Genomic DNA, 12833 nt, shown 5'->3' on the forward strand with positions numbered 1-12833 from the left:
TTGGACGGGCGAGCACGATCCGCATCGGCGAGAGGGTCGAGGTGGCCGAGCCTGTCGAGGTGGGCGAGCCTGTCGAGGTGGCCGAGCCTGTCGAGGTCCCGGTGGAGTTGGCCGAGCTTGTCGAGGTGGCCGAGCCTGTCGAGGTGGCCGAGCTTGTCGAGGTCCCGGTGGAGTTGGCCGAGCCTGTCTGCGATCCTGCAGAGGCACACTCGCGCGGCATCTTCGAAAGGCTTGGCATGGAGCAGACGGCGACCCAGCGGTATGACGTGACGGCGGTGCGCGAGCAGTTCCCCTCGTTACGCAGCGGGCGCGCCCACTTCGACGCACCCGGCGGCACCCAGACACCCGAGCCCGTCGCGCGTGCGGTGTATGACGCCCTCGCCGCGCCGCTGTCCAACCGGGGCCGGCGCACCCAGGCCGAGCGCAACGCCGACGACCTCGTTCGAGGCGCCCGCGCCGCAATGGGTGACCTGCTCGGCGTCGACGCGGGCACCGTGGCGTTCGGCCGCAGTGCCACCGCGCTGACCTTCGCGATGTCCCGCACGCTCGCCCAGGGGTGGCGGTCCGGCGACGAGATCATCCTCAGCCGACTCGACCACGACGCGAACGTCGGGCCGTGGCTGCTCGCCGCGCAGCGGTCCGGTGTGGACGTCAAGTGGGCCGACTTCGACCCGGCGACCGGTGAACTGGATCTCGCGACCATCGCCGATCAGCTGTCGGGCCGGACCCGGCTGGTCGCGCTCACGGGTGCCTCCAATCTCATCGGAACCCAACCGGACATCGCCGCGGTGGCGGGGGCGGCCCACCGCACCCCGGCACTGGTCTACGTCGACGGCGTGCACCACACCGCGCACAGCTTCGTCGACGTGCCGGCGCTCGGGGCGGACCTCTACGTCTGCTCGCCGTACAAGTTCCTCGGACCGCACTGCGGTGTGCTGACCGGCCGGGCCGACCTGCTGCGCGAGCTCACCCCCGACAAGCTGCGGCCGTCCACCGACGAGACTCCCGAACGCTTCGAACTGGGCACTCTCCCGTACGAATTGCTCGCCGGGGTCACCGCGGCGGTCGACTTCCTCGCCGACCTGGTGCCGGGCACCGGTGCCCGGCGCGACCGGCTGCGGACGTCGCTGGGTGTGCTCGAGGAGCACGAGGACACCCTGCGCAAGCGGGTGGAGGACGGCCTGGCGCTGCTGCCCCAAGTGACGGTCCACTCCCGCGCCGCGCGGCGGACCCCGACGCTCTTCATGACCTTCGCCGACCGCCCGGCGGAGCAGGTGTCGGACTACCTGGAGACGGACGGGATCGACGCGCCGGCGGGCACGTTCTACGCCTACGAACCGGCTCGCCGCCTCGGCGTGGACAGCGGCCTGCGGATCGGGCTGGCGCCATACAGCACGCAGGACGACATCGACCGGTTCATCACCTCGTTGGGCAACTGCCTGCGCGGCGCCGACCTGTAACCCGGGCGCTCGCCACCCGCTCGCCGAGAGTGCAGTTCGCGCCGTTCCCAACGCCGCACACCGACCACAAGTGCACTCTCAGCGCGGCTTCCGCGACCGCCACGCCGGGGCGCCCGAGCCGGGTGAGGCAGGATGATTCACGTCGGCTCGTCGGACGAGAGATCGGAAAAGGTGTGGCGGACAAGAATGAGGTGCCCGACCTCGTCGAGAGCGTCGAGATCGACGCGCCCCTCGACGTCGTCTGGCGTCTGGTGCAGGACCTGCGTCGGATGCCCGAATGGAGTCCGCAGGTCGAGTCGACCCGGCTCAAGGACGAAGCCGCCGGCCTCGGGCAAGGAGCGCGGTTCACGAACGCCAACCGGCAGGGTGAACTCGCCTGGAAGACCCACGGCACCGTGGTCCGGTTCGCGCCGGAGCACGAGCTCGCCTTCCGGATCGAGGAGAACTGGGCGATCTGGTCCTTCCGCCTGGAGCGCACCGATCGCGACACGACCGTGCTCACCCAGCGACGCGAGGCACCCGACGGCATCTCGGACCTGTCGCGTGAGCTGACCGACGCCTACCTGGGTGGCCAGGAGACGTTCACCGAGACGCTGCGGGACGGCATGCGGCAGACGTTGGCAGCCATCAGCGCCGCGGCGGTGGCGGGCGACTGACTGCAGGGCGATCCGTCGCTCAGCTGGCGGCGCTGAGCCTGGCGCAGCACAGGTCCGGACGCACGAACGGATCGAGCCGCTCGACCCGCACGTCGCTGCCGGCTCCGTCGAGGACACCCTGCATCAGGCCGAGATGGATGGCGCACACGAGGCCGCCGGTCGGCGTCGTGAGCTCGAGGAACGGGCAGTGGTGCAGCTCGAGCTCGGTGGAACTCGTTCTCTCCGGGGCGAACTCGAGCTCGCCGAGCGCATCGATCAGGCCGTCGACCGGCTCCGGGTGGTCGGCATACACCTCCTCGGCGACGCGTCGTCCCCAGCGCCGCCCGGCCCGCCGCGCGTGCTCCTTGGGCCGCGGCCCGGCGGCGACATCGTCGAGCAACAACTGGGCCAGCGGGAGGTAGGTGCGCGGACCGGTGCGGTCCATCGCGGCGACGGCGCGGACGAGCGTCGCCGGCCGCCCCGGGCCCGTCGGCTCGGCACGTAGCTGCTCGACAAGCCCGCTGTCGGTCAGCGCCTCCAGGTGGAAGCGCACCGTGTTGACGTGCACCCCGGCCCGCGCGGCAACCTCGGCGATCGGCAGGGGCTCGGGGGCGTCGCGCAGGATCTGCAGGACCGTCGCCCGCGTGGTCACAACGAGGTCACCCGGGCCATCGTGAGCACCACGACCGAGTCCTCCAGCGCCTCGAGCGCGTGCCGGTGCTGCGGTATGGCGATCAGCTCTCCGGCGCCCATCTCCCACGAGTCGTCGCCCGCGGTGAGCCGCACCCGGCCGCGCAGCACGTGCAGGAACGCCTCGCCGGGGTTCTCGTGCTCGGACAGGTGCTGGCCGGCCATGAGGGCCAGCACGACCTGGCTGAGCACGCCTTTCGGTGCGGCGTGGAACGCGTGGGTCGCCCGGCCGCTGGACGCCTCCGCGGCACGGGAGAGGAGATCGTCGGCGAGGGATCCGAGGGCTGCGGGGGTGTCTGCCATGCTTAGAATTTACACAATTCACCGATGTGGAAAAGGTCCCGAGCGAAAGAAGGCACCGTGTCCGCGACCAGCCCTGCCGATGATGCAGTCCTCGACGTGCGAGGTATGCGCAAGCCCCTGAAGCACCCGACGATCTTCGGCCGGTTCAAGGAGCTGGGTGTCGGGGAGTCGTTCGTGCTGGTCAACGACCACGACCCGAAGCACCTGCACGACGAGTTCGACCAGGAGTGGCCGGGTGGCTACGACTGGGAGTACCTCAACGAGGAGATGCGCGACTGGCAGATCCGGATCACCCGGCGGGCGAGTGCGCCGACGCCGCGGCTGCTGGGTCAGGCGGACGACCTGGGTGGTCAACCGGGTGCGGACGGCGCGGTATGGCGCCTCGGTGGTCGCGACCGCGACCTGGACGCGAGCGTGCTCGAGGTGGAGCCGGGTGTCGCGCTGGAGCCGCACCACGGGCCGGGCTCGGACGTGCTGGTGACGGTGCTGTCCGGCGGCGGTCGACTGGTGACCGAGGTCGGTGAGATCGCTTTGACGCCAGGGGCGTTGGTGCACGTCCCGGCGGGCGCGGAGCGGGGTTTCGCCGCCGGGGACGACGGGTTGCGGGTGCTGCTGGTGCAGCGCCGTCGCCAGGAGCTGTCGCTGGGTCACTGACGTCTGGATGGCGCGCTTCGGGTGTAGTGCCGAGCTAGCGGATCGGCCACTGCAGCGCCGCCGCGGCGTGCCGGATCGTTCCGGCAAGTGCGGGGCTGTTCAGCGGACGGGCGACCTGCGGGTCCGCCGGGAAGGCGTCGCGTGCGGGTGCGTACAGCACGACCGACGGCTCGCCGTTCATGCTCGAGGGCACGTAGAGCCCGTCCAGATCGGGCCAGGTGCTCCGAATCGCATGGGACCGGTTGCGGCATGCGTCCTTGCGGCCACCGGCCAGCCACGAGGAGGCGCCGTTGCGCAGCAGCCACTGGCCGGTCAGATCCAGCAGGTGCAGCTTCCGTGACGGCAGCCAGCCGACCAATGCCCGGGCAGCGGAGAGGTGGATCGCTCGGGTCGCCTGAAAGACCTCGGCGAACGCGGTCTCCACGTCGGGGCTGGCGTAGCAGACGGCCCAGTCCGGTTGGGTGCGGGCCGGTTCGGGATGCGGGTCCCAGCGCATCGATCGCAGCGGCCCGAAGTCGCGCAACTGGTCCCATCGCTGCCGGTGCGTGCCCTGGGTGCGGTGGATCCGCCACAGCGCGCGGTCGTATTCCAGGACGTCACCGGGGCGGCTGATCAGCTCCCGGGTCGGGCGCAGCGGGTTCTTGCCGGTCACTGACGACCGAGTTCGTCCGCGAGCTCGGCAACGACATGCACGGCACCCCCGGTCGCCAGCCACGCCGCGGGTGATCTGCCGTTGAGACTCTGCTGCGGGGTGGTCATGAACGCCGCGACATCCAGCGGGTGGTGGTCGGCCGGCAGTGCGGCAAGCACGTCGCGCAGACCGGGCAGTGGTCCGTCATCGGTGAACTGCCAGCGCGGGAAGACGTGCTCGCCGGTCCGGGCGCGCCCGGCGACGTACAAGCGCCCGTTGCTGACGTCACGGCGGATGTTGGCGGGCTTCATGCCGAACTTGGTCGCGACCTGTCCGGTGGTGTAGCCCTGCTCGACTGCATGGCGTTGTGCGGCCGCCGTATCGGCGGCGTTCCGCACCAGGGCCACCGTCTGGTGCGCCGGGTCGACGGCGTCGGCCGGAACACCGCCGTGCTCGACGAGGAAGGACCGCTCGGCGGCCGTCATGGTGTCCGTCGACTCGGTGGCCTCGATGAGGATCTCCATGAACTCCTGCGGACTCATCGACGCGCGGTGGTCGGCCAGCACACGGTCCAGGTCGTGGATCATGGACGTCATGTTCATCATGATACGCCGTATCACTGTGATACCCAGTGTGACCGGTCGGACGACTGCGCATGCGGTGCGTACTGTCCGTGCTCACGCGGCCACCTGGATCGGCACCGCTCGACTGCGTATGACGAGAGCGCCGCGGCCCGGCTGCGGCCGTCCTGCCGGCGCGAGGGTTGCGCCGAGCAGGTCGCCGTCGCGGCGGCCCGGTTGCAGGATGATGCCGGTCTGACGGCGGCGGAGCTCGGCGACCGCGCCCCGGAAGGCATTCATCAGGGAGTCGGTTTGTCCGGTGGCACAGACGATCCCGCCGTGACGACGGCCGTGCTGCAGGTAGTCGGCGAGCAGGTCGTCGATGGGGGAGCCCAGCAGGTCGTCGAGGTCGTCGACCAGCACCGCACCACCGGGGTGTGCGTTGAGCCAGGCTGCGAACGTCTCCGGTGACGCTGCGTCGAGGACGTCGGTGCCGTCGGGGACGTCGGGGACGTCGGGGGGCTGTCCGTGTCCGTCGATCCAGCAGATCGGCCGGTCGCGCAGCTGGTGGGCGATCGTGGCCAACGTGGTGGTGCGCCCGCTTCGCACGGGCCCGGCGATGAGTGCTGCCAGTTCGCCGAAACCACCCAGCGGTAGGCCCATCGGCGTGACCTGGGCACCGCCGATGCCGACCAAGACCTGGTCCGTGTCGACCGGTAGGTCACCACGTCTGCAGCTGCTCGGCACGGGCGTGAACCGACGCACGTGTGTGCCGCGCATCTTCCCGCTGATCCGTGAGATGTACTGGGCGACAACGGTCCCGGACGGATCATCGGTGGGAAGTGCGACCTGCAGCTCCAAGGCCGCCGGGCAGATCACCGCCCTGCCCGGTGGCATCGCCGCAGGCAGGTCGGCTTCCCTCATGCCGAGCAGCACCACGTCGCTGCGGTCCGCGAGGTCCAGCACCAGCCGGCTGGAGAAGTCGCTCGCCACCCGGCCGGTGCCGAGGGCACGGCCACCGCTGGCGGCGGCATACAGCCCGACGGCGGGCCCGTCCCGGATGACCTGCAACAACTCGTCGGTCATCCGGCCGAGCGTCGCCTCCTCGCTGACGTCGTTCAGTGCCTCCCAGCCGTCGACGAGCAGCAGGATCCGGGGCAGCGTCCCGCCGCCGCGCAGGTGCTCCGAAAACTCGGTAACGCTCTCCCGGGCGAATTGTTGCCGGCGAGAGCGGATTTCGTTGCTGAGCCACTGGACGAGCGCGGTGATCCGCCCCACGTCGTCGCGTTCGATGACGGCACCGCACTGCGGAAGGCCGGTCAGCACCCCGAGCGCCGACTCCGTGTCGACGACATAGATCGCAAACCCCTCGGTCGGCCAGGTCAGCGCGGCCTGCACGGCGAGAGTGCGCAGCAGCGAGGTACGCCCGCTGCGTGGGCCACCGATGACGGCGAGATGCCCGTCGGCCTCCAGATCCCAGGAGACCGTCCGGGTCGTCTGCTCGTGCGGGAGATCCAGCAATCCGAAGGGGATGGCATCCGTTCCGCACGGCGCACCCTGGATGCCGTGCGCCGGACCGGTGAGGTCCGCCGTGGTGACAGCTTCCGACAGGGGCGGCAGCCACGGCGACTTCGGTGGCGTAACCCCGAGTTGCTCACTGGCGCAACGAATTGCCGCGACGACGCGTTGCAGATCTGTCGGACCGTCCGCGGTCCGGGCAGCGCTCAGCAGCGTCGGTGCACTGACCGCCGACACGACCTTCGAGACCTCGATGTCCGCGCGCTCACCCACGCTGCGGCCGCCGATGCGTGCGGTCTGGAACGTCAGCGGTCGACTGCCCCCGGTACGCAGGATCGCCCGCCCGGGCGACGCCGACGAGATCCCGGCTGCGAGTCCGGTCTCGATCACGTCCTGCGAGTCCGCGTCGTCGCGGACCCGCAGTGCGATGCGCAGGTTGACGTTGGCGCGAATGTCGGCGGAGATGACACCTGCCGGCCGTTGTGTTGCGAGCACCAGATGTATGCCGAGGGAACGACCCACGGCGGCAAGGCGGACGAGGCCGGAGATGAAGTCCGGCATCTCCTCCGCCAACACGCGGAACTCGTCGATCACCAGCACGAGACGCGGCAAGGGTGGCAGGTCGGGAAGCCGGAGGTAATCCTCGATGTCCTTCGCGCCGGCGTGACCCAGCAGCTGCTCGCGGCGCCGTACCTCCGCGCCCAGGGACGTGAGGGCGCGGGCGGTCAGATGTGCATCGAGGTCCGTGACGAGTCCGAGCGTGTGCGGGAGGTTCGCGCAGTCCTGGAAGGCGGCGCCGCCCTTGTAGTCCACGAGCACGAAGCACATCTCGTCGGGCCGGTTGGCCACTGCGAGTGACGTCACCAGGCTCTGCAGCAGTTCGGACTTGCCGGCACCGGTGGTGCCGGCGACGAGTGCGTGTGGCCCGTCGGCCGCAAGGTCCAGTAGTAGTGAGCCCTCTGCGGAGACGCCCAGGGGAGCCACGGTGGACCTGCGCTGAGCGACCCAGTGGTCGACGACGTTCGACGCATCGGTGGGGTCGCAGCCGTCGGCCCGCCATACATCCAGCAGTGCAGCCCGATCGGGCGCAGCGCCGGCATCGACGTCCGGGGTCGCATCACAGACCTGTGCGAGCAGGCGGGCAAACGTATGCGACAGGTCGGGCAGGGGCAGGTCGGGACAGCCAGAGGCATTGACGGCGCCGCTGACGACGACGGACATGCTGCTGCGGACCTCGATCGATGCCGCGCACTCCGCGGGTAGGTCGGCGGCGTCGCCGAGTGCGATGATCGCGATGCCACCTCGCTTCGTTGCCGCCAAGAGTTCGGTGACCTCGGCGCGCTTGCCCAGGGTGTCCCAGCCGTCGAGGACCAGCACGGTCGAGACTGCGGGCCGGTCGCGGTCCGTGATCGAGGCATTGTCGTCGCACTCGGGGGAGAGGTCGGAAAGCAGCTTCTGGCAGGAAGTTTCGTCCGTTTCGAGATCCAGGATCGTGCTGGGCGCGTGTGGCCCGGGAGTGACGTGCGGGAGGTCCGCGGCCCAGTCCCAGCGAGCTCTCGAGGCTGCGGAGTCGCACACGACGATGAGCCTGAGGAAGCGGGGTGACTGCCAGGCCGCGAGCTGCAGCAGCAGGCCGTGCGCCAGACGCAGTCGTTCGATGGGTTGGCCTGTCAGGCCGATGATCCGAGAGTCGTTCAGGCAGAGGGTGATCGGAGCTTCCAGCAGCGTCACCGTCTCGGGGGGTGCGCCGCCACCCGAGACCTGGATCAGGCTCGGGATCGTCCCGATACCGATGCGACACGACAGGTAGTCGTCATGCGTCGGGGACCGCGCCCACAATCGGCTGTCACGCGTCGCCGCGGCGCGTAACGCGTCGCTGATCGGCGGTGCGATCCTGCGGCGGATCGTGAGTTCGTCGGTGCTGACACCGCGACGGGTGTCGGCGAGCAGTGTCAGTGCCGTGGCGTATTCGGCGCGCTGCTGCCTGACGCGGCTCGCTCCGCCCTGCCGGTCGGACAGGTGTTGTCCGATCATCATGACCGGCCCGAGCAGGGCGAACATCAGGAACATCGCGTTGTGCAGCAGCAGGACCATGCCGACCGCCACAAGCATCGGCAGCACGATGAGCGGCCACGGCACCCGATGTCGCTCGGGCTTGACCGGGGGAGTGGGGCGTTCGAGTGTTGTGGCGGTCAGGCGAAGTGGGACGCGTGGGGCTCGTTGGAAGCGGATCCGGCAGGACTCGTCCGTTGCCACGGCTTCCGCGACGTGCAATGCGCGCTCCAGCGCGATGGTTGTGTTTCCGACGCGTAGCCGCTGTCCGGCACGCACCTCAACGGGTCGTTCCGGATCCAGTCGGTGATCGTCGATGCGACTGCCGTTGGTGGATCCGGCGTCGGACACCATCGCCCGGCCCTGGTCGACACCGACGACGAGGTGCGTTCGGGACAGACCCGGGTCGCTCAACACCAGAGAGCTGGAAGGGCCCCGGCCGATCCGTTGCACCTGTGCGCTGAGTGCGGTCCGGGCCCCGACATCCGGTCCTTCGGTCACGACCAGATCGAGGAGGTGCGGCGCCTGCGCGGCGGTGGGCGCCGGTGAGAGCTGCACGCCGTTGTACAACGGGTGATGACCCAGGTTCGTCGAGTCGTCCAGGAGGTCGCTGCCGGCATACAACCGATCGGGCACCGTGAGTCCGCAGGTGCGCATCACCTGGCGGATCTCGGCCCAGGTCGCCCGCTCTCCTGCGCGAACGCAGGCGGTGACCGCCGTTCCGTCGAGGGCGACGAGTCGCAGGCGAATGGCGCGTGAAGTGGGCTCCTGGTGGTTCGTGGTGTCTGTCGGCATAACCGGATTCTGGGATGGCCCGGGTCCGCGGCGCTGGGATGAAGGCATCTCCCTGTGGATAACTGTTTTCGCTGGTGTCGACTGCGCCATGCTGAGAGCGCGACGGGTGCTCCGGGCCGCCCCCGGCTCGAGGCCCGGGCCCCGTCGCGCAAGGTAAGGGCTTTGTAAAGGTTTGGTCTTATTTGGCCAATGCTGGGGGTTTCCTGTGTTGTATGTCCACGTTCGCCCTGTATATGGGGCGAGTTTCTGGGGAGGTGCTCGATGGACGGCGCAGAGGTCATCGAGGACGAGATCCGCGAGCTGATCCGTCGGCAGCGACTCGACCCTGCCCACGATCAGCACATCCTGCACGGGTTGGTGCGTGAGGCGGTGCAGGACTACGAGGAGCGCAGCCTGCACGGCGGTCTGGCGCCGCTGGGCGACAGGGAGCAGGCCACCCAGCGCGTGCTCGACGCGGTCCTCGGTTTCGGCCCCTTGCAGCCCTATCTGGATGATCCGTCGATCGAGGAAATCTGGGTGAATGAACCCGAGCGGGTGTTCGTCGCACGCCAGGGCGTGCCCGAGCTGACACCCACGATCCTGACGTCCGAGCAGGTCCGGACGCTGGTCGAGCGGATGCTGAAGCCCAGCGGGCGCCGGATAGATCTCAGCTCGCCCTTCGTCGACGCCACGCTGCCGGACGGTAGCCGACTGCACGTCGCCATCCCGGACATCACCCGCAGCCACTGGCTGATCAACATCCGCAAGTTCGTCGCCCGGGCACGACGGCTGGACGACCTCGTCCGGCTCGGCACGATCACGGCCCCCGCGGCGCGCTTCCTGGCCGCCGCCGTCGCCTCCGGGTTGAACGTGATCGTCAGTGGGGGAACTCAGTCCGGCAAGACGACCACGCTCAACTGTCTGGCGAGCGCGATCCCCTCGATGGAGCGCGTGGTCTCGTGCGAGGAGGTCTTCGAGCTGCAACTCAGCCTGCGTGACTGGGCCGCCATGCAGTGCCGCCAGCCGAGCCTGGAAGGCACCGGTGAGATCCCGCTGCGCCGCCTGGTCAAGGAGGCCCTGCGGATGCGGCCCTCGCGCATCATCGTCGGCGAGGTGCGCCAGGCCGAGAGTCTGGACCTACTCATCGCCTTGAATTCAGGACTCCCGGGTATGGCGACACTGCACGCGAACTCCGCGCGCGAAGCGATCGTCAAGATGTGCACGCTCCCGCTCCTCGCCGGTCCGAACGTCAGCTCCACGTTCGTCGTGCCGACGGTCGCCGCGTCGATCGATCTGGTCGTGCACATCGCACTCGATCGCGACGGTGCCCGTCGTGTCCGCGAGATCGTCGCCGTCCCCGGCCGGGTCGAGGGGGATGTGGTGGAGCTCGCCGACATCTACGTCCACCGCGAGGGGCGCCTGGTGCGCGGCAGCGGCTTCCCGACGCACGAGGAGCAGTTCCACCGTGCCGGTTACGACGTCGCCGAGCTGCTGGGGGACCGGTGAACGTCATCTTCCCGCTGATGTTCGGTGCGGGGCTGCTGTGCATCTGGTGGTCGTTCTGGCCGCGGGAGGAGGCCACGCGGCAACGCTCCGGAGCCTCGCTGCGTGAGCGCCTGTCCGACGAGGTCGTCCAATCGGGCCTGGGCGGTCTGACGACCGCTCGGTTGCTGTGGATCGCCGGAGCTGTCGGTGCGGTCGTGCTGCTGTTCGTCATGGCGGTCACCGCAGTCCCGGCGATCTCGGTGGCGTTCGCGGGGCTCGCGGCATACGGGCCGATCGCCTTCGTGCGCAGCAAAGCCCGCCGACGCCGATCCCAACTGCGGGACCTGTGGCCAGACGTGGTCGACCACATCGCCTCGGCTGTGCGTGCGGGGCTGGCGCTGCCCGAGTCGCTGTCGCAGTTGGCGGTCCGTGGCCCGGAGGAGTTGCGGCCGGCGTTCGCCGAGTTCGCCCACGACTACCGCGCAGCGGGACGGTTCCACGAATGTCTCGACGCGCTCAAGGCGCGCCTCAGCGATCCGGTCGCCGACCGGCTCATCGAGTCGCTTCGCATCGCGCGCGAAGTCGGCGGCACGGATCTCGGCAAGCTGCTGCGCACGCTCTCGACCTTTCTGCGTGACGACGCTCGCACCAGGGCAGAGCTGGAAGCGCGGCAGTCGTGGACGGTCAATGCGGCACGGCTGGCCGTTGCTGCGCCGTGGATCGTGTTGGCAATGCTCGCAACTCGTGGGGACTCGCTAGCGGCCTACCGTGATCCGAGCGGTGTCGTGGTCCTTGTGGTGGGCACCGCCGTCACGTTCGTCGCCTACCGGATCATGCGCCGTATCGGACGCCTGCCGGTCGAGGCCAGGGTGCTGCGGTGATCGCGACCTACACCTGGCTCGGCGCGCTGCTCGGGGCAGTCGCCGGGGTTGGCGCGGTGTTGATCTACGTGGGTCTGCCGATGCACCGCAAGCCCGACCTGAACGCACGCATCGAACCCTATGTGCGGGACGCACCGTTGCCGTCACGGCTGCTGTCGACCCCGACCGACCGCCTGGACGTCAACCAGGTGCTGGCCCCGGTGCTACGCCGGCTCGGGCACGTGGTCGACCAGCTGCTCGGCGGTGCGACATCGGTGCGGACGCGACTGGAGCGCGCGGGGCAGCCGCCGGACCTCGAGGGCTTCCGCGCCCAGCAGGCGCTCTGGGGACTCGGCGCCATGCTGGTCGGTGGTTGTTACGTCTCGCTGAGTTATGTCGGCGGCGACGGCTCGCCGGTACGAGCGGTGCTGATCCTGGTGATCGCATTCGGCGTCGGGGTGGTGCTGCGCGACCAGCTGCTGACCCGCGCTGCGGAGCGACGAGAACAACAGATCCTCGCCGAATTCCCAGCGGTCGCAGAGATGTTGGCGCTCGCGGTCACAGCCGGGGAAGGAGCAGCCGCTGCGCTCGAGCGCGTCGCGAACCTGTCATCGGGTGAGCTGTCCGGGGAACTCGCCCGCTGCCTGGTCGACGCCCGGTCCGGGTCGTCGTTGCCCGAGGCGCTGCAGGGCCTGGCCGACCGCACCGGCATACCCAGCCTGTCGCGGTTCGTCGACGGGATCGTGATCGCCGTCGAGCGAGGGACACCCCTGGCCGACGTCATGCGAGCACAGGCCCAGGACGCGCGAGACTCCAGCAAACAGCAGCTGATCGAGCTGGGCGGCCGTCGGGAACTGATGATGATGGTGCCCGTCGTGTTCCTCGTGCTCCCGGTCACCGTCCTCTTCGCCATCTTCCCCGGACTGGACGTCCTCAACATGTCCATCTGACCCGTCGCAACCCATCGAAACACAGGAGGAACCATGACTGTCATCGCAAAGTTGCAGTCCCGCACCAGGCGAGCGGTGTATGCCGCACAGCAACGCGTCGCGGACGCAGCCGCCGACCGTGAGCGTGGCGATGTGCCGGGTTGGGTGCTGATCACGATCATGACCGCGGGTCTGGTGACCGTGCTCTGGGCGACCGCGCAGGATGCCCTGACCAGCTTGTTCAGCAGCGCCGTCAACGGCGTCACCGGGAAGAAGTAGGCG

The 12833-nt window shown here is 69.5% G+C and carries 12 protein-coding genes; 7 read left to right on the top strand and 5 right to left on the bottom strand.

Going from position 1 to position 12833, the window contains the following annotated elements; genetic code table 11:
• The first annotated feature begins 59 nt into the window (after positions 1-59).
• Positions 60-1460, top strand: coding sequence for a cysteine desulfurase-like protein (locus tag FHU39_RS00100; protein ID WP_343065667.1), 1401 nt, complete (start codon positions 60-62; stop codon positions 1458-1460).
• Positions 1461-1633: 173 nt separating this feature from the next.
• Entirely contained in the window at positions 1634-2116 is a 483-nt protein-coding gene (locus FHU39_RS24545; RefSeq protein WP_221185071.1) for an SRPBCC family protein, read from the top strand.
• Between the two features lie 19 nt (positions 2117-2135).
• On the opposite strand, the gene FHU39_RS00110 is transcribed toward FHU39_RS24545, so the two are convergent.
• On the bottom strand, positions 2136-2747 hold the full coding sequence (locus FHU39_RS00110) for a helix-turn-helix domain-containing protein (RefSeq protein ID WP_183317853.1): 612 nt from the start codon (positions 2745-2747) through the stop codon (positions 2136-2138).
• Complete coding sequence (locus FHU39_RS00115) at positions 2744-3088, bottom strand: cupin domain-containing protein (protein WP_183317855.1); 345 nt, start codon at positions 3086-3088, stop codon at positions 2744-2746. The genes FHU39_RS00110 and FHU39_RS00115 overlap by 4 nt, the downstream gene beginning before the upstream one ends.
• A gap of 57 nt (positions 3089-3145) precedes the next feature.
• Between FHU39_RS00115 and FHU39_RS00120 the strand changes: the two genes are divergently transcribed.
• Positions 3146-3742 carry a DUF2249 domain-containing protein gene (locus FHU39_RS00120; protein WP_221185072.1) on the top strand — a complete coding sequence of 199 codons (597 nt, stop codon included), beginning with the start codon at positions 3146-3148 and terminating at the stop codon, positions 3740-3742.
• Between the two features lie 34 nt (positions 3743-3776).
• Here the strand turns inward: FHU39_RS00120 and FHU39_RS00125 are convergent, their stop codons facing one another.
• From FHU39_RS00125 to FHU39_RS00135, 3 genes are all read right to left on the bottom strand, one after another.
• Positions 3777-4394, bottom strand: a complete 618-nt coding sequence (locus FHU39_RS00125; protein ID WP_183317859.1) for an RES domain-containing protein — start codon at positions 4392-4394, stop codon at positions 3777-3779.
• A complete protein-coding gene (locus tag FHU39_RS00130) occupies positions 4391-4969 on the bottom strand; it encodes a hypothetical protein (RefSeq protein WP_183317861.1) in 579 nt (192 codons plus the stop codon). Before FHU39_RS00130 ends, FHU39_RS00125 begins: the two co-directional genes overlap by 4 nt.
• An 81-nt stretch (positions 4970-5050) precedes the next feature.
• Positions 5051-9298, bottom strand: coding sequence for a type VII secretion EssC family protein (locus tag FHU39_RS00135; protein WP_183317863.1), 4248 nt, complete (start codon positions 9296-9298; stop codon positions 5051-5053).
• Between the two features lie 261 nt (positions 9299-9559).
• Between FHU39_RS00135 and FHU39_RS00140 the strand changes: the two genes are divergently transcribed.
• The 4 genes from FHU39_RS00140 to FHU39_RS00155 are packed head-to-tail and all read left to right on the top strand — an operon-like array spanning position 9560 to position 12830.
• Positions 9560-10783 (top strand): TadA family conjugal transfer-associated ATPase, encoded by a 1224-nt coding sequence (locus FHU39_RS00140; protein WP_183317865.1) that lies wholly within the window; start codon positions 9560-9562, stop codon positions 10781-10783.
• Positions 10780-11643: a type II secretion system F family protein gene (locus FHU39_RS00145; RefSeq protein WP_425484745.1), complete on the top strand. Its 864-nt coding sequence runs from the start codon at positions 10780-10782 to the stop codon at positions 11641-11643. Before FHU39_RS00140 ends, FHU39_RS00145 begins: the two co-directional genes overlap by 4 nt.
• Positions 11640-12572 carry a type II secretion system F family protein gene (locus tag FHU39_RS00150; RefSeq protein WP_343065668.1) on the top strand — a complete coding sequence of 311 codons (933 nt, stop codon included), beginning with the start codon at positions 11640-11642 and terminating at the stop codon, positions 12570-12572. Before FHU39_RS00145 ends, FHU39_RS00150 begins: the two co-directional genes overlap by 4 nt.
• A gap of 33 nt (positions 12573-12605) precedes the next feature.
• Entirely contained in the window at positions 12606-12830 is a 225-nt protein-coding gene (locus tag FHU39_RS00155; protein WP_246336117.1) for a hypothetical protein, read from the top strand.
• Positions 12831-12833: the final 3 nt, after the last annotated feature.

Origin of the sequence: Flexivirga oryzae (genome assembly GCF_014190805.1) — a bacterium.
Taxonomy (GTDB): Bacteria; Actinomycetota; Actinomycetes; order Actinomycetales; family Dermatophilaceae; genus Flexivirga; species Flexivirga oryzae.